The organism is Gilvimarinus chinensis DSM 19667 (assembly GCF_000377745.1).
Lineage (GTDB): Bacteria > Pseudomonadota > Gammaproteobacteria > Pseudomonadales > Cellvibrionaceae > Gilvimarinus > Gilvimarinus chinensis.
On the sequence record NZ_KB898711.1, the window covers coordinates 61,078 to 85,205 of the forward strand.

At 51.6% G+C, this 24,128-nt stretch carries 25 protein-coding genes; 7 read left to right on the top strand and 18 right to left on the bottom strand.

Annotated elements, in window-relative coordinates; all coding sequences use genetic code 11:
• The 5 genes from rluB to D568_RS0114970 all read right to left on the bottom strand — a co-directional run bounded on the left by rluB (position 1) and on the right by D568_RS0114970 (position 4,260).
• Entirely contained in the window at positions 1–906 is a 906-nt protein-coding gene (gene rluB, locus D568_RS0114950) for a 23S rRNA pseudouridine(2605) synthase RluB (protein ID WP_020210413.1), read from the bottom strand.
• A 14-nt stretch (positions 907–920) separates the two neighbouring features.
• On the bottom strand, positions 921–1,742 hold the full coding sequence (gene scpB, locus D568_RS0114955; protein ID WP_020210414.1) for an SMC-Scp complex subunit ScpB: 822 nt from the start codon (positions 1,740–1,742) through the stop codon (positions 921–923).
• Between the two features lie 12 nt (positions 1,743–1,754).
• Complete coding sequence (locus tag D568_RS0114960) at positions 1,755–2,654, bottom strand: segregation and condensation protein A (protein ID WP_020210415.1); 900 nt, start codon at positions 2,652–2,654, stop codon at positions 1,755–1,757.
• 56 nt (positions 2,655–2,710) lie between these two features.
• On the bottom strand, positions 2,711–3,337 hold the full coding sequence (locus D568_RS0114965) for an L-threonylcarbamoyladenylate synthase (RefSeq protein WP_020210416.1): 627 nt from the start codon (positions 3,335–3,337) through the stop codon (positions 2,711–2,713).
• An 89-nt stretch (positions 3,338–3,426) separates the two neighbouring features.
• Entirely contained in the window at positions 3,427–4,260 is an 834-nt protein-coding gene (locus D568_RS0114970; protein WP_026287072.1) for a PHP domain-containing protein, read from the bottom strand.
• A gap of 88 nt (positions 4,261–4,348) precedes the next feature.
• Here D568_RS0114970 and D568_RS0114975 point away from each other — a divergent pair, with 88 nt between their 5' ends.
• The 7 genes from D568_RS0114975 to D568_RS0115005 all read left to right on the top strand — a co-directional run bounded on the left by D568_RS0114975 (position 4,349) and on the right by D568_RS0115005 (position 8,940).
• On the top strand, positions 4,349–5,095 hold the full coding sequence (locus D568_RS0114975; protein WP_020210418.1) for a VC0807 family protein: 747 nt from the start codon (positions 4,349–4,351) through the stop codon (positions 5,093–5,095).
• A 29-nt stretch (positions 5,096–5,124) separates the two neighbouring features.
• Entirely contained in the window at positions 5,125–5,424 is a 300-nt protein-coding gene (locus D568_RS0114980; RefSeq protein ID WP_020210419.1) for a YciI family protein, read from the top strand.
• Between the two features lie 110 nt (positions 5,425–5,534).
• Positions 5,535–6,239, top strand: coding sequence for a TIGR04211 family SH3 domain-containing protein (locus D568_RS0114985; protein WP_020210420.1), 705 nt, complete (start codon positions 5,535–5,537; stop codon positions 6,237–6,239).
• A 2-nt stretch (positions 6,240–6,241) separates the two neighbouring features.
• A complete protein-coding gene (locus tag D568_RS0114990; protein ID WP_020210421.1) occupies positions 6,242–6,865 on the top strand; it encodes a peptidylprolyl isomerase in 624 nt (207 codons plus the stop codon).
• Positions 6,862–7,620, top strand: coding sequence for a pyridoxine 5'-phosphate synthase (locus D568_RS0114995; protein WP_020210422.1), 759 nt, complete (start codon positions 6,862–6,864; stop codon positions 7,618–7,620). Before D568_RS0114990 ends, D568_RS0114995 begins: the two co-directional genes overlap by 4 nt.
• Positions 7,621–7,707: 87 nt before the next feature.
• Positions 7,708–8,124, top strand: coding sequence for a CBS domain-containing protein (locus D568_RS0115000; protein WP_020210423.1), 417 nt, complete (start codon positions 7,708–7,710; stop codon positions 8,122–8,124).
• A gap of 39 nt (positions 8,125–8,163) precedes the next feature.
• A complete protein-coding gene (locus D568_RS0115005) occupies positions 8,164–8,940 on the top strand; it encodes a TrmH family RNA methyltransferase (RefSeq protein ID WP_020210424.1) in 777 nt (258 codons plus the stop codon).
• Between the two features lie 96 nt (positions 8,941–9,036).
• Here the strand turns inward: D568_RS0115005 and D568_RS0115010 are convergent, their stop codons facing one another.
• The 13 genes from D568_RS0115010 to D568_RS0115070 all read right to left on the bottom strand — a co-directional run bounded on the left by D568_RS0115010 (position 9,037) and on the right by D568_RS0115070 (position 24,105).
• A complete protein-coding gene (locus D568_RS0115010) occupies positions 9,037–10,341 on the bottom strand; it encodes an ammonium transporter (RefSeq protein ID WP_020210425.1) in 1,305 nt (434 codons plus the stop codon).
• 309 nt (positions 10,342–10,650) lie between these two features.
• Entirely contained in the window at positions 10,651–12,639 is a 1,989-nt protein-coding gene (locus D568_RS0115015) for a transglutaminase TgpA family protein (RefSeq protein ID WP_020210426.1), read from the bottom strand.
• Complete coding sequence (locus tag D568_RS0115020) at positions 12,623–13,594, bottom strand: DUF58 domain-containing protein (RefSeq protein WP_020210427.1); 972 nt, start codon at positions 13,592–13,594, stop codon at positions 12,623–12,625. Before D568_RS0115020 ends, D568_RS0115015 begins: the two co-directional genes overlap by 17 nt.
• A 644-nt stretch (positions 13,595–14,238) precedes the next feature.
• Positions 14,239–15,159: an AAA family ATPase gene (locus D568_RS0115025; protein ID WP_020210428.1), complete on the bottom strand. Its 921-nt coding sequence runs from the start codon at positions 15,157–15,159 to the stop codon at positions 14,239–14,241.
• 24 nt (positions 15,160–15,183) lie between these two features.
• Positions 15,184–16,386, bottom strand: a complete 1,203-nt coding sequence (locus D568_RS0115030; RefSeq protein ID WP_020210429.1) for an O-succinylhomoserine sulfhydrylase — start codon at positions 16,384–16,386, stop codon at positions 15,184–15,186.
• Positions 16,387–16,418: 32 nt separating this feature from the next.
• Complete coding sequence (gene purF, locus D568_RS0115035) at positions 16,419–17,960, bottom strand: amidophosphoribosyltransferase (protein ID WP_020210430.1); 1,542 nt, start codon at positions 17,958–17,960, stop codon at positions 16,419–16,421.
• A 35-nt stretch (positions 17,961–17,995) separates the two neighbouring features.
• Positions 17,996–18,496, bottom strand: coding sequence for a CvpA family protein (locus tag D568_RS0115040; protein ID WP_020210431.1), 501 nt, complete (start codon positions 18,494–18,496; stop codon positions 17,996–17,998).
• An 80-nt stretch (positions 18,497–18,576) separates the two neighbouring features.
• Positions 18,577–19,230, bottom strand: a complete 654-nt coding sequence (locus tag D568_RS0115045; protein WP_020210432.1) for an SPOR domain-containing protein — start codon at positions 19,228–19,230, stop codon at positions 18,577–18,579.
• A gap of 8 nt (positions 19,231–19,238) precedes the next feature.
• Positions 19,239–20,495, bottom strand: a complete 1,257-nt coding sequence (gene folC / locus D568_RS0115050; RefSeq protein WP_020210433.1) for a bifunctional tetrahydrofolate synthase/dihydrofolate synthase — start codon at positions 20,493–20,495, stop codon at positions 19,239–19,241.
• Between the two features lie 5 nt (positions 20,496–20,500).
• Complete coding sequence (gene accD, locus D568_RS0115055) at positions 20,501–21,367, bottom strand: acetyl-CoA carboxylase, carboxyltransferase subunit beta (RefSeq protein WP_020210434.1); 867 nt, start codon at positions 21,365–21,367, stop codon at positions 20,501–20,503.
• A gap of 49 nt (positions 21,368–21,416) precedes the next feature.
• Positions 21,417–22,223 (bottom strand): tryptophan synthase subunit alpha, encoded by an 807-nt coding sequence (gene trpA, locus D568_RS0115060; RefSeq protein WP_020210435.1) that lies wholly within the window; start codon positions 22,221–22,223, stop codon positions 21,417–21,419.
• A gap of 20 nt (positions 22,224–22,243) precedes the next feature.
• On the bottom strand, positions 22,244–23,467 hold the full coding sequence (gene trpB, locus D568_RS0115065) for a tryptophan synthase subunit beta (protein ID WP_020210436.1): 1,224 nt from the start codon (positions 23,465–23,467) through the stop codon (positions 22,244–22,246).
• Positions 23,464–24,105 (bottom strand): phosphoribosylanthranilate isomerase, encoded by a 642-nt coding sequence (locus tag D568_RS0115070; protein WP_020210437.1) that lies wholly within the window; start codon positions 24,103–24,105, stop codon positions 23,464–23,466. The genes trpB and D568_RS0115070 overlap by 4 nt, the downstream gene beginning before the upstream one ends.
• Positions 24,106–24,128: the final 23 nt, after the last annotated feature.

Here is a 24,128-nt window from a genome sequence, read left to right on the forward strand (position 1 = left end):
TTAGCTTCGCGCCGGTCCTTTGGGCCGGAAGTTTCTCTTGCCCCGCCCGGCCCGTAATTTTCGCTCGTGGCGCTCGCGCTGCTTTTTCTCATCAGGCAGTACAGTTTTATTACTGCGTGTGGCTTCTAAGCCTGCGGTAAGACATAAATCGGCAATTTCTTTATCGTTCAACTCAAGCCACTGACCCACACGGACATGCGACGGAATAAATATATTACCGTAACGAACTCGCTTCAAACGGCTAACCCGCACGCCTTGTGATTCCCATAATCTTCGCACTTCACGATTGCGGCCTTCCATAACCACACAGTAAAACCAGCGGTTACGGGATTCACCCGCACCGTCAACAATGTCAGTAAACCGCGCAGGGCCATCATCCAGCAAAACGCCATCAATCAGGCGTTTTTTCATCTCTTCATCCACATCACCCTGAATACGCACCAAGTACTCACGATCAATCACAGAAGACGGGTGCATTAGCTTATTGGCCAAATCGCCATCGTTAGTGAACAGCAGCAAGCCACTGGTGTTAAAGTCCAGCCGACCAACGGAAATCCAACGCTCGCCCGATAACTTAGGCAAAGCGGCATACACTGTGCGGCGGCCTTCAGGGTCCTGGCGTGAGCAGATCTCCCCCTCTGGCTTGTTGTATAAGATCACGCGGCGGCGTGACTTCTGGCCTTTTTCTTTCAGCTCTTTGCCACGAAATATAATGGTGTCTTCGGGGTTAACACGATCACCCAAGGTGGCCACTTTACCGTTGACTTGTACATCACCGGCGACTATCGCGCGCTCCATCTCTCTGCGCGAGCCACAGCCTGCCCGGGCGAGCACTTTTTGCAGCTTTTCATCGGTCGCATCATCCGCCGCGCCCGTCGTTTCCTGATTTCGGATTTTCTTTACCATAATTCTGGCAACGTTTAATCGTTGCGCTCTACCTCTTCGAGCTCGGTGGTCTCTGGGTTAATGGATAATTCGTTTTCACGAGTTTCGTCTGACTCTGATAGCAACGAGCCAGCGGCCTCTTGCCCCGCAGAAAAATCACTTTCTGCAAATGGCTGGTGGCCTACAGAGGGGTCAGCGACACTCTCGTCAGACTCACCTTCATCAGCACGCTGATCGGTAGGCTCTGCGTCGTCTTCGTCATGGACTTTTTCACCCACAGAGGCGTTTGTATCTGACGCATTACCAAGATCCAGTGCATTGTTAATCTCATCAAAATCGCGTATCTCACTCAGAGTGGGCAGCTCGTCCAAGCTTTTCAAATTAAAATAATCCAAAAACTGTCGAGTTGTCGCGTAAAGTGACGGCCTTCCCGGCACATCTCGCTGCCCCACAACTTTTACCCAATCGCGCTCCGTTAGGGTTTTAATGATATGTGAACTAACGGCTACACCGCGAATTTCTTCAATATCCCCTCGAGTGATGGGTTGTCGATAGGCAATCAATGCCAAGGTTTCGAGCAATGCCCGGGAGTATTTCTGTGGCTTTTCTTCCCATAGTCGATTGACCCAAGGGGCCAGTTCTTCACGAACCTGTAATCGCCAACCGCTAGCGACTTCCTTAAGCTCAAATCCACGCTCGCCACACGCCTCAGCAATAGCCTCAAGCGCTGCGCTGAATTGCTCTTTGGTAGGCTGCTCACCTTCCTCAAATAAAGTTTCTAAACGCTTTAACGATAGAGGCTCACCCGCTGCAAGCAACGCCCCCTCAACAATGGCCTGTAGTTGTTTGATTTCCATAAATTCGATTCGTTACTGGGTTTTTGCCTTCACGTGAATAGGGCCGAAAGACTCGCTTTGTACAATTTCCACGAGTGACTCTTTAATCAATTCCATCACCGCAAGAAATGTCACGACCACCCCTAAGCGCCCCTCTTCAACGGTAAACAGGCTCACAAAGGGCATAAACTTTTTACCCGCCAAACGATCCAGTACTTGCGCCATACGCTCACGGGTCGACAACCGCTCGCGCTCTACATGATGACTTTCAAACATGTCTGCGCGACGCAGCACTTCGGAGAGCGCCAACAACAATTCTTTTAATTCCACCTCAGGATCTGGCCGGGTCAAATTGCGGTCTGGGGCTTCGGCGCTAGCCTGAAAGACATCCCGCCCAACGCGAGGCAGGTCGTCGATATCTTCGGCGGCGTGTTTAAAGCGTTCATACTCTTGTAGGCGACGAATTAACGAGGCGCGCGGGTCTTCGCCCTCCTCCTCTTCTTCAACCGAACGCGGCAGCAGCATTCGGGACTTAATCTCCGCCAGCATTGCAGCCATCACCAGGTACTCTGCCGCCAATTCAAAATGGGCGGCGTCCATCAACTCGACATAGGCCATGTATTGACTGGTGATTTCTGAGACGTCGATTTCCAGTATGTCTAAATTCTGACGACGAATCAGGTATAGCAGTAAGTCCAGAGGACCTTCAAAAGCCTCCAGAAACACTTCCAAGGCATCCGGTGGAATATATAAATCTTTTGGCAGCTCGGTGTAAGCTTTGCCCTGCACCATTGCAAACGGCATTTCGCCCTGCTCGGGGCGCTGAGCTTCCTGTTGCCGTTCATCGCCAGTGAGTACATTTTCTTGTGACTTCGCGCCTTCGGTGGCGGGCGGAGCCTGAACGTCAGTTTCAGTTATTGATTCTGTGGACATAGTGGTTTCCAGTTGCGGCGCTGGTGGAGGCACCTGCCGCTTGAGGCTCCGAATAATCAGCCCGCCAACAAGGTAGAAAAATCCCCTTTACCTTGACGAATCAACTCTGGCGTATCGTCGGTAAAGCCCACAACTGTTGTAGGTTCCATACCGCAAAAGCCCCCGTCAATAACCAGTTCGACCTGATGCTCAAGAACATCGCGGATATCGTAAGGGTCTGTCAGCGGAAACTCATCGCCTGGCAGCAATAGAGTGCTACTCATCAACGGTTCGTTTAGCTCTTCCAGCAAAGCCAGTGCAATTTTATTGTCCGGCACCCGCAAACCAATGGTTTTACGCTTGGGGTGACGCAGCCGACGAGGCACCTCTGAGGTGCCCTCAAGAATAAACGTATAAGGACCTGGCGTGTGGGCTTTAAGCAGGCGGAATACTTGATTATCCACCCGGGCGTAGGTTGCGATTTCCGAAAGATCACGACACATCAAGGTAAAATTATGGTCTTTATCCAAACGCCGCATGAGCCGGATACGGTCCAGCGCCATTTTATCGCCAATATGACAACCCAATGCGTAAGCCGAGTCGGTAGGGTAAGCGATAATGCCACCGCGGCGAATAATATCCACCGCCTGAGAAATCAAGCGAGGTTGCGGGTTTTCTGGATGGATTTGGAAAAACTGTGCCACGTCGGAATCCTTTGTACAGGCTATAGGGCCTCTCGGCCTGAAAGGGCCATTATAGGTTTGCTCAGGTCAGGTTACAATTGTTCCGGTGCTTAATGCCACCTCTGCCATACGGCTCTCACACCTGCGGGCAAATGGGTTGCACCCCCCAACTCCTGCCAAGCCGCCCCCGGTTTATGGAAATCACTCCCCAATGAAGCGTCCAAATTAAACTCACTAGCAAGCAAAGCCAGGCTTTCGGCCACCCCACTGGGCTGCATTCCACTAACCAATTCAATGGCCTCACCACCCGCAGAGGCAAAATCGCCGATCAGCGCACGTAACTTTGTACGCGTCAGACCATACTTCGCAGGGTGAGCCAGCACCGCTACCCCACTGGCTGCAACTACCGCTTCAACCACCTCAGCCATTGGCGGCCAAATTAATTTAATATCGCAACTCTTACCGGCCCCAAGATACTTCTTAAAGGCTCGTGCGACATCCGGCACCTTACCTTGTTCAACCAGAACCTGGGCAAAGTGGGGGCGCCCCGGTTCCCCTCCGGCCAGTTCAGAGGCTTGAGCATAGGCGTTCACTACCCCGATCTTGGCCAGCTTAGCCTCTATCTGCTGATTGCGGGAACGACGGCGTTCACCCTGGCGCTCCAACAGCTCAAGCATAGCTGGATGACCAGCATCAAAACCAAGCCCGACAATATGCACCCCAATCTTGCCCCAGCGTGACGATAACTCGACGCCATTAACAAACGATAAATTAAGGGTCTCAGCCTCCCGTCGAGCCTCTTCCAGCCCAGCGGTCGTGTCATGGTCAGTTAAAGCGATAAGCTCTACCCCGTTTTCCTTCGCCCGCTGCATTAACTGTGACGGACTCAGAGCACCGTCAGAACAATGGCTGTGCATATGCAAATCTGCCCTTAGCTGCGTCAAACCCACCCCTTTTCTCTTAATTTACCGTATAATCCGGCGCATTCGCCGCTTGATGATTTTTCCGCTTTACACAAGGCACAGTGCCGCAATGACTGATACGAGCTCTCGGCCAAGCAACCCGGCCTCCGAACAAAACTCTCCCGCGCAACCCGCCAAAAAGCGTGAAAGCCTGTGGGGAAATTTGCTGATCAATATTATCATCCCCACCCTGATACTCAGTAAACTCAGCGGGGAAGATTACCTGGGAACGCGCTTGGCACTGATTGTCGCCCTGGCTTTCCCGTTGCTATATGGCTTAAAAGATCTGCTGGTACGCCGTGAATTTAACGCTTTTTCAGCGCTTGGAGCGATCAGTATTTTATTGACCGGCGGCATTAGCTTGTTAGAGCTAGACCCTCAGTATATCGCGATTAAAGAAGCGGCCATACCCGGCTTGATCGGCTTAGCGACTTTACTCTCTATGAAAACCCGCTTTCCTCTGGTTCGCACTTTTTTATACAACGACAAGGTCCTCAAAACAGACGTCATTGCCGACCGCTTACACAATGCCGGCAACTCTACCGCGTTTGACCGCGCTTTAACTAATGCCTCCTACCTTGTCGCCGCGTCCTTTTTCTTATCGTCATTTCTCAATTATGTACTGGCCAAATGGTTACTGATCAGCCCACCAGGCACCGAAGCATTTAATGCTGAGCTAGGGAAAATGACCGCCTTGAGCTTCCCCGTCATTGCTCTGCCTGCCACCATTGTTATGGCTGGTGCACTTATGTATTTATTTCGCCGCATTCGCCAGCTCACGGGGTTGGACTTTGAAGAAGTCATTAATGCCGGTTAACCCCTGACAGAAAAACGAGAGACCTGTATATGCTTTACGCCATTATCAGCGAAGACGTAGCCGACAGCTTACCCCTGCGCGCAAAAGCCAGAGCAAGCCATGTCGCTCGATTACACGATTTACGCGACAAAGGCCGACTGATTTTAGCCGGCCCCCACCCTGCGGTTGATGCAGCTGAGCCGGGTGAGGCAGGCTTTAGCGGGTCACTGATCGTAGCCGAATTCGACTCCTTAGAGCAGGCACAGCGCTGGGCCGATGCTGACCCCTATATCGCTGCCGGTGTCTATCAAAAAGTCACCGTTAAACCCTTTAAAAAAGTAGCGCCTTAAAACCACAGACTTCAAGGCGTGACGCGGTTGACAGGGATTTGTGAACCCTTTGGTTAGAATAGCGGCGACAAGCATCCACCGCACCCATCAATACGCATAAGGGTAAATTTGTGATTATCAGTAAAAACCGAATCCTCGGCCTTCTCGGCATCATTGTATGCGCACTGGCCTTACTGCAACCGACCAGCACTCAGGCACAAACACTCTACGTCGCCGACGAACTGCGCGTGCCATTACGCAGCGGCATGGGCAATCAGTACCGCATTATCCACCGCGGCCTTCCCAGCGGCACACGCTTGGAACAGCTCAGCAGTAATACCGATGCCGACAACAATGAGTGGACGCAGGTTCGCACCCCCGACGGCCAGGAAGGCTGGCTTCGCTCCCAGTACCTGCTGAATGAACCCACGGCGGCAATCAAACTGGCTCGACTGGAAGAAAAAATGAGCCAGCTGGACGGTGATCAAAGTGAGCTGTTGCAAACAAACGAGCGCTTGAGCCAACAAAAAAACAGCCTTGAGCAACAGGTTGAAGAACTGCAAACCAGCCTTGAGCAGGTGCAAAGCGATTACGCCAGCCTCAAGAAACTCTCGGCCAATGCCATCACCTTAAACCAGCGTCATAAAGAGCTGAACGAAAGCTACCAGTTGCTGCAAACTCGCGCAGAAGTTCTTAAAACCGAAAATGAACGCCTGCAAACCGGTCAGCGCTACCGTGAATGGTTATTTGGTGCCGGCATCTTAATACTCGGTATCATTGTGTCTTTAGCACTGCAATCTATGGGTCGACGTAAACGTCGCTCTGAATGGGGTTAAACATGTTAAAACTCATTAAAGCTTTATCCGCGTCTTTTTTACTCGGCTTCGCCAGTTTATCCAGCGCTGCCGACAGCAATAACGACACTTACGTTACGCTGAAAACAGATTTAGGCACCATGCTGGTAGAGCTCTACCCTGCCCAGGCACCCATTACCGTCGCCAATTTTCTGCAGTATGTAGACAGCGGTTTCTACGACGGCACCATCTTCCACCGCGTTATCCCAGGCTTTGTTGTGCAAGGCGGCGGCTTTACTTTTGACTTTAAGCGTAAAGAAACCGGCGAGCCGATTAAAAATGAATCGGACAATGGCCTTAAAAATCACTACATGACTCTATCCATGGCACGCACCAACGCGGTAGACAGTGCCACCAGCCAGTTTTTTATTAACCTTAAACACAATGACTCTCTTGACGGCAGCGCCGACAAACCCGGTTACGCAGTATTCGGTAAAGTCATTGAGGGCGAAAATGTCGTGGAAAAAATTGTCGCCGAGCCTCGCGGTATTTTTAAATCCTACCCGGACGCCCCGAATGCCGCCGTGCGCATTTTAGAAGCGAAGCGCGGTAAGCACATGGAAAAAACCCGTCACACCTCCAAACTTAAAGAGATGATCGCCGAGTGAGCACCGCGCTAAGTGTCAACCTCAACAAGGTCGCGTTAATTCGCAACTCCCGTGAGGGTCAGTTTCCTGACCTCATTGAATTTGGCACCCTATGTCTGGATGCCGGAGCACAGGGGCTAACGGTGCACCCGCGCCCGGACCAAAGACACATTCGCCCCGGCGATGTTTTCGCGTTGTCGGGCCTCGCCAAGATGTACCCTGGCACCGAGTTTAATATTGAAGGCAACCCTTTCGCAGCCCCTCTGGGCAACTACCCGGGCCTGCTGGCACTGGTGGAGCAAGCCCGTCCAGACCAATGCACCCTGGTGCCCGACAGCGACGATCAGCTCACCTCCGACCACGGCTTCGATCTCAGACGCGACAGCGAAAAACTCAAGCCAATCCTCGCTACTTTAAAAAGCTGGGGCGTGCGCATCAGTTTGTTTATGGATCCCGACTTAGAGCAGATCACGCGAGCCCATGATTTAGGCGTTGAACGCATTGAGCTTTATACCGGCCCCTATGCCGAACACTACGGCTCCGATCAAAGCGCAGCTCTGCTCGATCAGTATCGTCAAGCCGCGGTTTACGCCCAGGAGTTAGGCCTTGAAGTGAACGCCGGCCATGATCTTAACCTCGACAATCTTGCAGAGTTTCTCAGCATTCCCGGTATCGCTGAAGTATCCATTGGCCACGCGCTTACCGTTGATGCACTGCGTACCGGCATGTCGGCCGCGGTAAAGGACTACCTTGGGATTTGTCAGCACTCCCGCTAAGGCTGTTCTACACTTGGGGTAAACGGCCTCTGTAAGCTCATACCAAGAACTTCTCAGGGGCGCGCCTTTAGTCTGTAGGAGTTTCTTATGCATTCCATTCTGGTTCAGGACTACATGCAAAAAGATCCGGTAGCGTTTGGGCGGGATACCAACTTGCTGCAAGTAGTACATAAACTTTTAGCCGCACGGGTTACCGGTGCCCCTGTTATTGACGAGCAGCGTCGGGTGATCGGCTTTGTCTCCGAACAAGACTGTATCAAAGAAATTCTGCAGGGGGCTTTTTACTGCGAAGAGCCGCCGTCAGTCGCAAGCGTTATGTCCACCAATGTAATCAGCTTTACACCTGAGAACACCATAGTGGAAATCGCGCAGATTATGCTCAACCACAAACCAAAAAATTATCCGGTCGTGTCTGAAGGCAAACTGATTGGCCTTATAAGCCGCAGGGATGTACTCGCCGCGCTGTTGGATAACGACGAAGACTGTTATCTGCGCGTCAAGTAGCGTAAGCTCGCCGCCTTCTACCATAAGGTCATTTACGCTATGCAAAGGCGCGACAGCGAAGCCTACCTGGCTAAAAAGCAATTTTTCGACAGCTTATTAACCGTTTACGGGCGCAAACCCGTTTTGGAAGCATTACAAGTAAGCGATGCAAAAATCCACAGGCTTCATTTGGCAGACAGTAATAAGTCCGCGCCGATTCTGAGCGAGATTATCGCCATTGCCGAAGCCCAAGGGGCAGAAATTCTCTACCACTCACGCGCCGCCTTGTCGCGAATATCCAAAAACAGTAAACAAGACCAGGGGGTCGCGGTAGATTTACTCTGCCCGCGGTTCTCCACACTGGATGGCTTTTTACAGAAAAGCCCAAAGCCCACAGGCGATCTTTTAGCCTTGGACGGCATTACCAATCCACAAAACCTGGGAATGATTATTCGCTCTGCCTGTGCCGGGAATATCAACGGCATTCTGCTACCCAGTAAAGGCAACGCCCAAATTGATCCATTGGTTATCAAAGCCAGCGCGGGCACCCTGTTTCGCGCACCGATTATTCGCCTTAACACCAGCCTTGCAAAAGCCTTGCAAGACCTAAAAAACGCGGGATATCAAATAACCGGACTGTCGTCGCACAGCCGCGACACGCTTAGCCAATGCGAAACCAGTGGCAACGTGTTTGTACTAGGTAATGAAACCCACGGTGTTAGCAACGAGGTCGATCAACTTTGTCACAAGCGGGTAAGGATACCCATGAACAATGGCGTAGAATCGCTGAACGTGGCGGTGACAGCGGCGCTCATCGCATTTCGCCACAGTCTGTAAACGTAATTTAAGCCGCAAAGCGTAGCGGAGAACTCAAACAGCAGAGCTCAAAGTAAAAAAGCCCGCATAAGCGGGCTTTTGCTAAACAGAAAACAATTAAAGCTTATACCCTTCCTCTTCGTGCATCGTAATATCCAAGCCTATTTGCTCTTCTTCACGTGTTACACGAAGGCCCGAAGTTAGCACTCCTGTCACTTTCAACAAAATATACGTAATAACACCGGTATAGACGAAAGTGATCACCACACCTAAAAACTGCACCCATACTTGTTCGCCCATACCGCTCACGGCATCGGAAAACCCGTGACCACTGAACACACCGAGGTTTGGCGAAGCAAATACACCCGCAAGCAAAGTCCCTAAAATGCCGCCAACACCGTGTACCGGAAAAACGTCCAGCGAATCATCAATGCGCCACACGCGTTTTACCGCCTGGGTCATAAAAAAGCACACAACCCCCGCCAGCAAACCGATCACCAAGGCTCCGCCGGGCCCCACAAAGCCCGACGCAGGCGTGATAGTGCCCAAACCCGCCACCATACCCGTGACAATACCTAGAACACTGGGCTTGCGAAATTTAATCCATTCGATTGTCATCCAGGCCAACGACCCTGCCGCCGCCGATATATGGGTTACCAGCATCGCCATAGCAGCGTCGCCATTTGCCGCCAGAGCACTCCCACCGTTAAAACCAAACCAGCCAACCCAAAGCATTCCGGCGCCAGTTACCGTCATGGTCATATTATGAGGCGGCATAGCCACCGACTGGAAACCATCGCGCTGCCCCAGAACCAATGCGGCCACCAGCGCCGCCACACCAGCGGTAATGTGAACAACGGTACCGCCAGCGAAGTCCAGCAGCCCCCAGCTGCCTAAAAAGCCTCCGCCCCACACCCAGTGGCAAACCGGCACGTACACCGCTAACAGCCAAAGCGCCGAAAAAATCAGCATCGAGGAGAATTTCATGCGCTCAGCGAAAGCGCCAACAATCAGCGCTGGGGTAATAATCGCAAATGTCATCTGAAAAAGTGCAAACAGAGACTCAGGAATATCCCCTGCCAAGGTCTCTTTACCAATTCCGGCAAACAGCACGTGGCTGAAATCGCCAATCCACGCATTGCCTTCAGCGAAACTCAAGCTGTAACCAACAATCAGCCATAATAGTGAAGCAATACAGGCAATAGCAAAGCACTGCATCAATACGGAAAGAATATTTTTACTGCGGACCAAGCCGCCGTAAAACAGCGATAACCCCGGGAGGGTCATAAACAATACCAGTGCCGTGGCCGTAAGAATCCACGCCGTATTAGCGCCATCAGGAGCCGCCAGTGCGGCTGGAGCTAAAAAAGTTAAACCCGCTGCTGCCCCCAAGCGAGCCATCGAGGTTATTGTTATTTTCATGAAATCTCCTAATTTATCTCTTGCCATTCGGGCCTGACCCGACTCGCCTCTTTGTGCGCACCATAGTAAAGCCAAAAACCTTCGACCTACTCATGCAACATTATTAACGCCTATTGATGACGCACTACGAGCTGCGCATGCACTTATTATGCCCACATAATTTATTCTTATATTTCAACAATATAGAAAATAAAGACTTAAAAAACGCTCTTAACGTGCGCAGCCATGGTGCAGCAGAAAACTCGTCGGCACACCATTGGTGCGCACGACACACAAAACGACCATTTATTGTGCAAAGTAGAGATGAGATTAAGAAAGCTGTCGCAAGAAGTTTCTGACAGCCTGTTGAAACTCCGGCAAAATCGACCGATCGCCAGCGAATCGAATACGCTCAATTAACGTACTCAGGTGTGTAAAGTCCTCGGCAAGCTCAGGCCTTAACCGGGAAACCCGTTCAGAATATTTACGTGGCCCCTCCCCGTCGTAGCGTGGAATTCCCGCAGCAGCGAGTTTGGCACAAACGCGCTGATACATTTTTATCTCAACGGCAACAGGGGGGCGACGCTGAAAAAATAAAAAAACGAAAATCAGAAGTAAAATAAGGCTCAAAGCGGCAATAACAGCAACGACCGAACGCCAAGAAGCACTGCCGCCCAGCAGCTTGCTCAAAAATTGTTTTTGGGTATCAGCATCGTAGCCCATGACCCAGCGGTGCCAACGATAGTTAAGGGCATCCCACTGTAATTGCCAGTTTGCCCACAGAGCAAAACGCCTACCCATGGCATTGCCCAGTAACTGAGCGTCTGAGTCGTCTAGTGAGAACTCTACCCCCCGGTCTATACGCTGAGGAGCAACGGCTGCAGTGGGGTCTATGCGCTGCCACCCAAGCCCCTCTATCCAAACCTCAGCCCAAGCGTGGGCATCTAGCTGACGAACCGTTAAATACCCCTCGTGAGGGTTCACCTCTCCCCCCTGATACCCCACAACAACCCGAGCAGGCACACCGGCAGCGCGCATAAAAAACACAAAACTTCCGGCAAAGTGCTCACAAAAACCAGCCTGCGTTGTAAACAAAAATTCATCCACAGACTCTTGCCCAAGCACCGCAGGCTGTAACGTATAATGAAAACGGCTTCGTACAAACGCTAAAAAACGATCCACCAGAGCTTGAACATCTGGCTCTTCGGCTGCCCACTGACGCGCTCTGCTACGAGTTTGTTCGTTCCCTTCATCTGGCAGCTGCAGTGCACTTCGCCTTTCTCTATCGCTTAAGCTATCTGGCTGTGCTCGGTATTGCAGAAAGGATACAAGTGTATACTGCTTGCGTTGGCTTACAGGGCGGCGCTGAAACAACGTAAAGCCCCGGCTCATATAAATATCCTCTGCCAGCGGGTCGGCCAGCGCTAAGCCGTAAAGCCAGTTCTTGCTACTGGGTTCGAGCATGATATCGTATTCAATAGAGTCACCAAGTCGCTCCAGTTGCCCTTTCGCCTCGTTCCAAATACTGGAGCGCCCAGAGGCCACATCATGCAATTGGCCCTGACTCCAGCGACGGCCGTCAAAAAGATCAAACACTAAAGCGCGCCAGTAGCGTTGTTGAGGCGGGGGCAAAGCCCCTCTGAAGCTCGCTCTAAATGCCACTTCATTGGATTGCATCAAGTTCGCCATGTCACCCGGTGACATGCTATCGCTCAAGCCTGTAACACCAGAGCCATTGTTGAGCGGCACTGTCCATAAAGACCCTATACGAGGAACGGCAAGAAACAATACCAACATTATCGGTATGGCTTGCAGCAGCATAGCCATCAACCTAGGCCAGGGCTGAAAACCGTCCTGCTCTGCTTTTGCTACTTGATTTACCAGTAATGTCGCCGTTACAGCCGCAAAACATACAAGGCTATAAAGCATGCCCACTAGTTGATTGTAAAAAAGTAACTGTGTGCCAATGACAAAATAAGCCAGAAAACACAACAGATACACATGGGAGCGAGTCCGCAGTTCGGTGAGCTTTAGCACGAAGCCCGCCGCCAATAACGAAATCATGGTTTCCATACCAAAGCGGCCACTGAAACTCAGCAACAGTAAAGCAGTAACGGCAAGTGCAAGGACAGTGCGAGACACTTTACCCGGATAGAAGCCTCGCCCCCGGTGTAATACCCAGCGCCAGATAATCACGGCTATGGCTAACCCGCTTAGCCAATAAGGTATGTGGAACACCAATGGCGCCAATACCAGTGCCTGAGCTACCAATAGATGCTTTAAAGTCTGACCGGCAATAACACTATCTGTCTTGGCCACGATCGACTCCACCTTCGAATAGTGCCAACGCTTTTAGAACCTCATGCAGATGGCTATCACCTGAGCCTGGCTCTATAAGTACGCCCGGCATACGCAGACCAAAATCTCTTCCTTTCGTTTGCCAGTGCAACGCTAAATAGCATAGCCCCGACAGCCTTTCTTCTACCGTGCCACTGAGGGCGGCAAAATCTAGCCACACCCCCTGACGCTGCTCTGCACCGAACTCTTTAAGCTGTAGGCCGGCACCACGGGCATAGAGCTTCCAGGCGATTTGCGATAATGGCGCTCCGGCTTGATAGCGGCTAAACCCCATAAAGTCATCATCGGCTCGCACGCGATCACCCGATTCTCCACTGTCGCCCTTATAGGCAGGCTGCTGCAAAACCGCAGCTTTAGGCTGTGGGTATATCAATACCTGCGTGTTTAAAAACACCCAGGACCACACCCGAGTAATCCCTAAAGGGTAATAACTCTTTACCAGTAGTCTTCCGGGCGTGAGCCATCCACGACGTTCGGCAAACAATGGGATTTTTAACGTGTGGGGGCGGTGTTTATCGAGATCGCAACGCAGTGCCACCGCATCCAAATACTGCAGCTGCAAATGCACGCCACCACTGGCAGAGGAAAGCTCTACGGGTAACTCAATATGTTCGCCGGCAAACCCCGGGGGGGCGGACAATGCCCGTAAGCGCACCCCCGCTAAATTGCGATAAGCATGGAGTACAGAGACCAAAAACAGCGCGAAAAGTAGAAAGCTAACGCCCAAGATCAGATTATTTTCATAGTTGGTGCCTAGTAGCCATAACAGCACAGCCACTAATGCGAAACCCAAGCCCGCTTTGCTGGGCAGGACATAAATGGATCGGTGCGCTAACGTCACCTGCTGCGCACGAGGAGAGCGCTTTTCGGTCACACGCCAAAAAAACGCTTTAAGATCATTAAACTTAGCAAGCACAACCGTATTCCGGCACTGGATGACTATCGGCAATAAACACCGGTTAGACTATCACAAAGCCGCCTTAGCCCGCGCAAAAATACACGTGGTAAAAGGCTACCCTCGACCAAATACCCTACGCAAACATTTTCACGAGCCGGGTCAGACACTGCATGGTAATCGGTCAGTAATCATTGCAACTGGCTTTCATCTAACCCGCCGGAGACTACAGGGGCTCGCCTCAAGCTCATGTGAGTACGACGCTGCTGCTCCAGTAAATAATCCACTTGGCTTTGGTTTAACCAGCCGAGACAAACCGCCAGCTCACCGAATAACAGATCGCTTGCCGCTGGTGTAGATTAATTTAAGCGCCCTGAGTGTCATCAACGGCCCCTGCTCCAAGGCTAGACCCGAGGGATTTGTTGCGCAGCACTTGGCAGTCAAGAGCAGAGCCAGCAGTTGGGCAAACACCAACCCTTTTATTAGCAGATATTGGTGGAAAGAAGCCGCCGTCAGAGTCAGCCCTTAACAGAGGGAGCTAACCCGAGTAAAAGTGTCCACCCCAAAAGGGTAGATAAGTTTTGCCAGAATACTTTGGCACGTCATTCTTAATGTTATAAACACCAAAGCAAGAAATGCCGGGAAGTACACCGGGCGAAAGCCCGCTAGGAAACGGCCAGTACATCCACCGTTTGCAGGAGTTCCTCAATCAGACTTGCACCGGCACTGCCAACACCAGCGCTGAGCACCCGGTGAGAAACCACCGCGGGTAACACCGCCTGCAGATCTTCCGGCGTCACATAATCTCTGCTGTGCATATACGCCCAGGCTTTGGCAGCGTGTAACAACGCCAGCGCGCCTCGGGGCGATAGACCATGGCTAAAGCGGGTATCGTGACGGGTGGCGTGTACCAGTCGTTGTAAATAGCTGATCAGGTGATCCGACGTGGCTATACGGTCGATATCCGCCTTAATGTGTTGCAAGGTCTCTGGCGATAACAGCGTTTTTAACTCACCAATATGACGCCGGGAATCCCCACCTTTAAACAGCAGGCGCTCGGCTTCGGCATCAGGGTAGCCGAGACTTAAGCGCATCAAAAAACGGTCCAATTGGGACTCGGGCAACGGAAACGTACCCAGCTGCGATTGCGGGTTTTGCGTGGCGATAACAAAAAACGGCTCGGGCAAATGGCGAGTTTCACCGTCAATCGTTACCTGCTGCTCTTCCATAGCCTCCAATAAAGCGCTCTGAGTTTTAGGCGTGGTGCGGTTAATTTCATCGGCCAGCAACACCTGAGTAAACACCGGCCCCGGATGGAAGGTAAAACCATTTGCAGCGGCATCAAACACTGAAACACCGACGATATCGGCGGGCAGCATATCGCTGGTGAACTGTACCCGCTGATACCGCAAACCAGCCACTTGCGCCAAGGCGTGCGCGAGTGTGGTTTTTCCCATGCCCGGCAAATCTTCAATCAGTAAATGCCCATCGGCCAACAAACAGGCTACGGCTAATTTAATCTGCTCTTCTTTACCAAGCAGAACTTTAGCAATTTCGTCTATGGCTTCGCGGATTGTGCTGCGCATGAAAAACCTACAGGCAAAAGAAAATTAAAGTGCGTCTAACCCGCGGGCCAAATCAGCTTTGATATCATTGACATCCTCAAGACCCACTGCAACACGTATCAAATTTTCACTGATTCCGGCATCACGCTTTTGCTCATCACTCAAACGGCCATGTGTCGTCGTAGCTGGATGCACAATAGTGGTCTTCGCATCACCAAGGTTGGCGGTGAGAGATAAAAATTTTGTGGCATCAATAACCTGCCAAGCCTCACTCCGGCCGCCTTTGACAACAAACGACAAGACACCGCCAAAACCCCGCTGCTGTTTCGCCGCCAGCGTATGGCCGGGGTGATTTTTAAGGCCCGCATAATACACTTTTTCTACCGCCGGATGCTGCTGTAACCATTCAGCCAAGGCCTGAGCATTTGCGCTGTGAGCATCCATACGCAAACGCAAAGTCTCTAGACCTTTGAGAAACACCCAGGCGTTGAAGGCACTCATGGTCGGCCCCGCACTGCGTATAAAACCAAGCACTTCATCTACTAACGTCTCAGGGCCCGCAACCAAGCCACCCAGGCAGCGACCTTGGCCATCGATATACTTGGTAGCTGAGTGAACAATTAAATCCGCCCCAAAATCTGCAGGCTTTTGCAATGCCGGTGTACAAAAGCAGTTGTCCACTACAAACAAGGCACCTCGGCTATGACTTAAATCCGCAAGACGTTGCAGATCTATCACATCACAAAGAGGGTTTGACGGTGTTTCTACGAAAACCAGCTTGGTGTTTTCATTAAAGGCATTTTCCCACGCGTTAAAGTCCGTGGGGTTCACGAAGGTCGTCGTCACACCGAAGCGCGCCAAATACTTAGTAAAGAGCACAGTGGTGGTGCCGAAAACACTGCGCGAACACACAATGTGATCACCCGAACTCAACAGGGCAACGCAGGTCGATAAAATCGCAGCCATGCCTGATGCGGTCGCAACGGCGCTTTCAACGCCCTCCATCGCCGCAATACGCTTTTCCAACGTTCGCACGGTAGGGTTTGTATAACGTGAATACACATTACCAGGTTCATCACCGCTAAAACGTGCAGCGGCCTCGGCGGCATTGGCAAACACGTAGCTTGATGTCAAAAACAAAGCCTCACTATGCTCCCCTTCTGCGCTGCGGCTTTGTCCGGCGCGGACGGCTAAGGTATCAATGCCCGTGCCGTGCAGAGGATTATCCTGATCTGTCCAATCACTCATAACTGTATCCATCGATGAAGACTACACACCCATTAATGAATGTGTAGATCTTCGCCATCATTATGTAAACCAATTGGACTCTCTTCGTCTTTAGCCCGCTGCTCTTTTTTCTTTTTTAACTTTCCTAAGTCGCGCCTGGCTTCCAGCGCGTTGAGATAGTCTTGGTCTACGTCACCGGTTATGTATTTACCGTCAAACACCGCACAATCAAAATCTGTCACCCCACTCCCACCCTCGGCAGAGGCGGCAACCAAATCATCAAGATCTTGATAAATCAACCAGTCAGCACCGATTTCTTCGCACACTTCCTGATGGCTGCGCCCGTGAGCAATAAGCTCTTTTCTGGTGGGCATATCAATCCCATACACATTAGGGTGAATGACGGCCGGAGCTGCCGAGGCAAAATACACTTTCGCTGCCCCTGCTTCACGCGCCATTTGAATGATCTGCTGACAAGTTGTGCCCCGCACAATGGAATCGTCCACCAGCAATACGTTTTTACCACGAAATTCCAAATCAATGGGATTGAGCTTTTGACGCACGGATTTTTTCCGCATCTGTTGCCCAGGCATAATAAAAGTCCGGCCGATGTAACGGTTTTTAATCAGGCCTTCGCGAAACTTAACACCTATTTTGTAGGCCAGCGCCTGACCTGCAACACGGGAACTATCAGGAATAGGAATGACCACATCGATATCGTGATTAGGCCGCTCGCGCAATATCTGCTCCGCCAGTTTTTCGCCTTGACGTAAGCGCGCCTTATAAACGGAAACACCATCCATAATTGAGTCAGGGCGCGCAAAATACACATGCTCAAAAATACACGGATTCAAACGAGTGTTCTTTGCACATTGCTTGCGATGCAGCTGACCATCAAAGGTAATGTACACAGCTTCGCCCGGTGCCACATCGCCAATCAGCTCAAAGCCCAATACATTGAGTGCGACGCTCTCGGAAGCAACCATGTATTCATCGCCGTCTTCAGTGGTACGTTTACCGTAAACCAGCGGGCGGATACCGTTCGGATCACGAAAAGCCACAATGCCGTAGCGAGCGATCAACGCGACAACCGCATAGCCACCACTAACGCGCTTATGCACGCCTTCAACAGCGGCAAAAATATCGTCTTCGGCCGGTACTAGCTTGCCCTGCAGCTGCAACTCGTGAGCGAAAACGTTCAACAGCACTTCAGAGTCCGAATCGGTATTGACGTGACGCAAATCGGTTTTAAATAACTCTTCGCTGAGCTTGTCAGCATTTACCAAGTTACCATTATGAGCCAGAGCAATGCCGTAAGGGGAGTTAACGTAAAAGGGCTGCGCCAGCGCCGGACCTGAACTACCGGCCGTAGGGTAGCGAACATGGCCAATACCCACATTACCCAGCAAGCGCTGCATATGGCGAGTGCGAAAGACATCTTTCACTAAGCCATTGGCTTTTTGCTGCGCCATTTTGCCGCCCTGACAGGTGGTAATACCTGCGGCATCCTGTCCGCGATGCTGAAGGATGGTCAGTGCATCATAAAGCTGGGTATTTACGTCACGTTTACCCACTATGCCAACGATACCGCACATAATTGTCTTACCTTTGTTTACGCCAAAAAGAAATATCAGTCACCGAACAGAGACATGACCCAAGTACTTATCTCGCTGGTGGTTTCACGAGCCCAGCTTTCAAACACTAAAAAGCGAGGAATAATCTTCGACTCTGACCACCACTGATCCTGATCTACAGGAATCATTGATGGCAATAAAATCACCAGCGCCATCACCAAAATAGCGCCGCGCACCAAACCGAACACCATACCGAATAAGCGGTCCGTCCCCGACAACCCGGTCATTCGTACTAATTCTCCGATTAAATAGTTCACCATCGCGCCAATCACCAAGGTGGCTGCAAACAAAATGGTGAATGCGGCAATAGCGCGCAATGATGGGGTTTCAATCAGATTCGTCAACAGTGTTGCCATGCGATCGCCAAATACCATGGCGATAATAAAAGCGGCAATCCAGACCACCAGTGAGAGAGCTTCCTTGATAAAACCGCGCTTGATACTAATCAAGCAGGATACAGACAGTATGCCGACAATAGTCCAGTCTGCCCAATTCATGCGCGGATGACTCCGAAGCTAAAGAAGGCGCAAATTTTACCAGAGCAAAACCGCTGGGCATACCCTAAGATCAAATCCGCTTAGGGTTTAAACTTGAGGACCAGAGAATTGACTTTAAAAGCGGGGTCAATTTCTGCCTTCACGGCTTCAGCCAAAGCTTTGTCCACTTTAGGACCTATAAATACCCGGCTAACCTCACCTTGCGATGTTTTCGCTACCCGAACATAAGCCTTATAGCCCTTATTTTGCAGTTTTTTTCGCAAAGCTTGAGCTGAATCTGCCGACCGCAGGCTGGCCACCTGAACGACCCAAGCGTTCAGCTCAGGCAAAGCCTCGGGAGATTTTCCCGCAGAACTTGAGGTGGACTCTAAAGACTCACTCTTTACAGGCTGCTCAGTTGCGACTGAGTCTGATGCCGACTCAATGGATGACGACTGTGCAGAGGACGAGGATTGAGCTTCAGCCAGGCTTTGCTCATGAGCCTTCGGGTCGTCTGCAATTGGTTGCTCATTTTGAGGGATAAATAAGGTGTCCGGGTCAGGAAGAGTGTCCGAACTGACAATAGGTTGCGGTGCTTTAATAACCACCGGATCTACAGCGGGTCTCGGTGGGATCTGACTACGGGTATCCACCTGGTGCATCTGCTGTTCTTTAAAAAAGCCCGGCAGAAAGATTACCGCCAGCCCCGTAAGCACTAATGCGCCGATCAACCGCTGCTTTAAACCGTCGTTCACTCTTCCCCCTAAAGTGATTTATTCACCTGTGGCTGCAATATATCCAGTGCAGCGCCCACGGTAAAGAATGAGCCTAAAATCACCACCACATCATTTTGCCCTACCGCGCCCAGGGCCGTGTTCAAGCAGTGAGAAAAATCACCAGTAACGGCTACATCCTCACCGGCTACTTTCAGTTTTTGTGCGACCGTTTCGGGAGATGCGGCACGCGCAACCCCCTTTAATTGCGGTAGGTACCAGACGCCAGGCAACTTCAACAAGGGCTGGATTGTGCCATCAATGTCCTTGTCGGCCATTATCGCGAAAATCCAGTGCACTCTGGCACCCTCGAACAGCGGTAAATTGTCCACCAAATGGCCCGTAGCAGCCGGGTTGTGCGCAACATCCAGAATAATCTTGTGGCCCCCGTACTCCAGCCTCTGCATACGCCCTTTGAGCTCGGCATTAGTCACACACCTATCAATTTGGGAAACGTTCAGGCTGATACCAAGCAACTCAATTGCAACGATTGCCGCAGCCACACTGTGGGCCGGTAACTTTACCCGGTCAAACTGCATGTCTTTTTCTGCACTGGAGAAACACCAACGGCCCTGCCGCTGTTGCATATCAAAGTCGCGCCCCAACCAAACACCCTTTGCCCCTATGCTATCGACATAGGCCCGCACTGACACAGGGGGGTTAGGGTCAGCACAGATGAGAGGTCGATCAGGTCGTGCCACACCCGCTTTCTCTCTACCGATAGATTCACGATCATTGCCAAGCCAGGCTTCATGATCGAGCGCAACACTGGTAATAACCGCCACATCGGCATCAATGATATTTACCGCGTCCAACCGCCCCCCCAGGCCTACCTCAAGCACCGCCACGTCCACAGACTTATCGGCAAATAGCCATAAAGCCGCTAAAGTGCCAAACTCAAAATACGTCAGGGAAGTATTGGCCCTCGCACGCTCAACCGCTACAAATGCGCGGCACATATCCGCCTCACTCACGGGCGAGTCGTTGATTTGCACTCTTTCGCAGTAGTGGTGCAGGTGTGGAGAGGTGTAAGTGCCAACCGTCAAACCCGCCGACTGCAGCAAAGCACTGGCCAGAGTGACACAAGAGCCTTTGCCGTTGGTACCGGCTACGGTCAGAACTTTTGCCGGTTGCGGTAAGTTGAGTGCTTCATAGACCTGTTGCGTACGCTCAAGGCCAAGATCAATTTCGGTGGGATGGGCTCGCTCTAAACGAACGAGCCACTCATCAAGACAGAGCTCCGTCACCAATGCTAAGCCAGTTCTTGGCGACGGGTAAATTTAGCAATCAAGCGTGCTACGGTATCGCGCATGTCATTGCGGTGAATGATCATATCAATAGCACCGTGATCCAGCAAAAACTCGGCACGTTGGAAGCCTTTCGGCAGCTTCTGCCGAATGGTTTGCTCAATGATGGCAGGGCCCGCAAAACCAGCCCGAGCGCCAGGCTCGGCGGCATTAATATCCCCCAACAGCGCCAAAGAAGCAGAAACGCCACCGTAAACAGGGTCGGTCATGATAGAGAAGTAAGGGGTACCTTGACCTTTCAGCTTTTCAATCACAGCAGAAGTCTTAGCCATCTGCATAAGCGAGATCAGGGCTTCTTGCATACGTGCACCACCGGTTGCGGGAAAGCAAACCAAAGGAATGTTTTCTTCCAGTGCTACTTTTGCAGCGCGGGTAAAGCGCTCACCCACGACATACCCCATAGAACCGCCGTGAAAGGCGAATTCAAAGGCGACAGCAACGACCGGCATACCTTTTAGCTCGCCTTTCATAGCCACCAGAGCGTCTTTTTCGCCGGTAGACTTTTGTGCAGTAGAAAGGCGGTCTTTGTATTTTTTCACGTCTTTGAATTTCAGGCGATCAATCGGCTCGACGTCTGCGGCAATTTCCTGCCGACCATTCTCATCCAGAAATATATCCAAACGACGACGCGCACCGATGCGCATGTGATGGTCGCACTTGGGGCAAACATCCAGGTTGCGCTCCAGCTCTGGACGATAAAGTACAGCGGAGCACTTAACACACTTTTTCCACAGTCCTTCAGGCACCTTACTCGTACCTTTACGCCCTTCTGCCCGCACAACACTGGGAACCAGTTTCTCAAGCCAACTCATTGCATTACTCTCTTGCTGACCCCAACGGGGTATAAATTTTTAAAAGAAATTACAGATTATCCAGCGCCTGACGGATATCGTGAACAATTGCGCCCACGCTGGCAGCTACTTGCGCGCTATCGGTACCGGCTTTGCTCATGGCGTCGACCAACACGCTTCCAATTACAACACCATCGGCCAGACGCGCCACCTTCGATGCGCTCTCGGCATCTTTAATACCAAAACCAACGCACATGGGCAGATCGGTTAACGCGCCAAACTCTTCCAACTTTGCTTTTACCGAATCCACATCCAGGTGGCCCGCACCGGTCACCCCCTTGAGTGAAACATAGTACAGGAAGCCACTGGCGTGCTGGGCAATGTCGCGCGCCCGCTCGCTGCGCGTAGTCGGGGCCAGTAGGAAGATGTTATCGAGGTCCCGGCTGGCCAATTCCGTTTTTAAACTCTCGACTTCTTCCGGGGGTAAATCAACGGTCAGTAAGCCGTCAACACCCGCTGCAGCGGCTTTTTCAGCAAATACGCTATAACCCATACGCTCTACCGGGTTAGCATAGCCCATCAACAACACAGGTGTTGTCTGATTGGTTTTACGAAATTCTTTCACCACGGCCATGGTATCCGTCAGGCTAACACCATGGGCCAGGGCCCGCTCATGGCCTTTCTGAATGACCGGGCCCTCGGCCATGGGGTCTGAAAAAGGCACACCCAGTTCAATAACATCAACCCCCTCCTCTACCATTTTATGCATAGTAGGCAGGGTCGCCTCGCGCACGGGATCACCGTTAACAATATAAGCTACCAGGGCTTTACGGCCATCGGTCTTTAACTGTGCAAATTTTTGACTAATTCGGCTCATTCAACGATTCCATCGATTCCTTACACAGTAATGCCGTCAATATCGGCCACCGTGAGAATATCTTTGTCACCTCTACCAGAGAGGTTGACGATAATAATTTGGTCTTTGCTCATGGTAGGGGCCAGCTTCTCGGCGTAAGCCAGTGCATGGCTGCTTTCCAGCGCGGGCATAATGCCCTCTGTGCGCGTGGTTTTACGGAATGCCGCCAAGGCCTCGTTATCATTGATGGCGACGTAATTCACCCGCCCCAAATCTTTCAACCAAGAGTGCTCTGGGCCCACCCCCGGGTAATCCAAGCCCGCTGAAACTGAGTGAGTCTCTATAATTTGACCATTCTCGTCTTCCATCAGGTAGGTTCGGTTGCCGTGCAATACACCGGGAATACCGTCGTTTAACGGTGCCGCATGACGGCCCGTTTCCACACCGTCACCGCCGGCTTCAACGCCGTACATAGCAACGGATTCATCATCGAGAAACGGGTGAAACAAACCAATAGCGTTCGAACCACCGCCTACGCAAGCCACTAATGCGTCCGGCAACTTACCGGTCATATCCAGACATTGAGCACGAGCTTCACGACCAATCACTGCCTGGAAATCACGCACCAACTGTGGATAGGGGTGCGGCCCCGCCACTGTGCCAATAATATAAAAGGTGTCATCGACGTTGGTAGACCAGTCTCTTAAGGCCTCATTCATGGCATCTTTCAAGGTTTTAGAGCCGGACTCGACCGGAATAACCTCTGCGCCCAGCAGCTTCATGCGGTAAACGTTAAGGGCCTGACGACGCACGTCTTCGGCGCCCATGTACACCTGGCATTTCAGCCCCAACCGCGCCGCAACGGTAGCCGTAGCCACACCGTGCTGACCGGCACCGGTTTCGGCAATAACACGGGATTTACCGGTCATTTTTGCCAGCAATGCCTGCCCAATGGTGTTGTTTACCTTATGAGCACCTGTGTGGTTTAAATCTTCGCGCTTAAGATAAATTTGCGCACCGCCCAGTTCGCGACTCCAACGTTCAGCGTGGTAAAGCGGTGAAGGACGACCTACGTAATGCGCGAGATCACGATCAAATTCCGCCTGAAACTCATCGTTCTCCTTGAGCTTGCCATATATTTCCTGTAACTCATCAAGCGCATAAATCAAGGTTTCGGAGACGAACCTGCCACCGAAAATACCGAAGTGGCCACGCTCGTCGGGAAAGGCACTGTAATCAACTTTTTGCTTACCTGAATCGCTCACTCTGTCTCACCTTTCACATATGCCTGTTTGGCATTTTCAATAAACTGTTTGATCAAATCCGAGCTTTTTTGCCCCGGTGCGGACTCAACGCCGCCGCTAACATCTACGCCGTAACAGCGAGTTCGGATGACCGCCTGTGCGACATTTTCCGAGTCCAGCCCTCCCGCCAAAACCAAAGGAACGTTACTGACTTTTGGAAAGCGGTCCCAATCAAAGGTGTCACCTGTACCGCCCGGGACCCCCGCTCGATAGGCATCTAATAGCACACCACAGGCACTGCTGTAGTCTTGAATTGCCGCGCTAACATCCAGCTCAGGCCGCATGCGCAGGGCTTTCATGTAAGGTCTTGCAAATTGTTCGCAATAGTCCCTGGGCTCATCTCCGTGAAACTGCAATAGCTGCAGCGGCACCCGGCGAAGAATCGCTTGAACATCGTCGGCATCGGCGTTTACGAACAATCCTACGGTGGTGACAAACGGACCACAAGCGAGGGCTATTTCACGCGCCTGTTCTATTTCCACAGCTCTGGGGCTTTTGCTATAAAACACCAAACCAATAGCATCCGCACCCGCAGCAACCGCAGCAACCGCGTGCTCTACCTGAGTAACACCGCAAATTTTTACCCGTGGAGTGAACACCTAACCTACCAGCTCGAATCTAC

What these genes read in the sequence shown, in the direction of transcription:
- D568_RS0114975 (WP_020210418.1), top strand. Translation starts at nt 4,349, where the DNA reads ATGACTGATACGAGCTCTCGGCCAAGCAACCCGGCCTCCGAACAAAAC.
- D568_RS0115030 (WP_020210429.1), bottom strand. Translation starts at nt 16,386, where the DNA reads ATGAGTGATTGGACAGATCAGGATAATCCTCTGCACGGCACGGGCATT.
- purF (WP_020210430.1), bottom strand. Translation starts at nt 17,960, where the DNA reads ATGTGCGGTATCGTTGGCATAGTGGGTAAACGTGACGTAAATACCCAG.
- D568_RS0115000 (WP_020210423.1), top strand. Translation starts at nt 7,708, where the DNA reads ATGCATTCCATTCTGGTTCAGGACTACATGCAAAAAGATCCGGTAGCG.
- D568_RS0115025 (WP_020210428.1), bottom strand. Translation starts at nt 15,159, where the DNA reads ATGCGCAGCACAATCCGCGAAGCCATAGACGAAATTGCTAAAGTTCTG.
- accD (WP_020210434.1), bottom strand. Translation starts at nt 21,367, where the DNA reads ATGAGTTGGCTTGAGAAACTGGTTCCCAGTGTTGTGCGGGCAGAAGGG.
- D568_RS0115040 (WP_020210431.1), bottom strand. Translation starts at nt 18,496, where the DNA reads ATGAATTGGGCAGACTGGACTATTGTCGGCATACTGTCTGTATCCTGC.
- scpB (WP_020210414.1), bottom strand. Translation starts at nt 1,742, where the DNA reads ATGGAAATCAAACAACTACAGGCCATTGTTGAGGGGGCGTTGCTTGCA.
- D568_RS0115005 (WP_020210424.1), top strand. Translation starts at nt 8,164, where the DNA reads ATGCAAAGGCGCGACAGCGAAGCCTACCTGGCTAAAAAGCAATTTTTC.
- D568_RS0115010 (WP_020210425.1), bottom strand. Translation starts at nt 10,341, where the DNA reads ATGAAAATAACAATAACCTCGATGGCTCGCTTGGGGGCAGCAGCGGGT.
- D568_RS0114960 (WP_020210415.1), bottom strand. Translation starts at nt 2,654, where the DNA reads ATGTCCACAGAATCAATAACTGAAACTGACGTTCAGGCTCCGCCCGCC.
- trpA (WP_020210435.1), bottom strand. Translation starts at nt 22,223, where the DNA reads ATGAGCCGAATTAGTCAAAAATTTGCACAGTTAAAGACCGATGGCCGT.
- D568_RS0114980 (WP_020210419.1), top strand. Translation starts at nt 5,125, where the DNA reads ATGCTTTACGCCATTATCAGCGAAGACGTAGCCGACAGCTTACCCCTG.
- D568_RS0114990 (WP_020210421.1), top strand. Translation starts at nt 6,242, where the DNA reads ATGTTAAAACTCATTAAAGCTTTATCCGCGTCTTTTTTACTCGGCTTC.
- rluB (WP_020210413.1), bottom strand. Translation starts at nt 906, where the DNA reads ATGGTAAAGAAAATCCGAAATCAGGAAACGACGGGCGCGGCGGATGAT.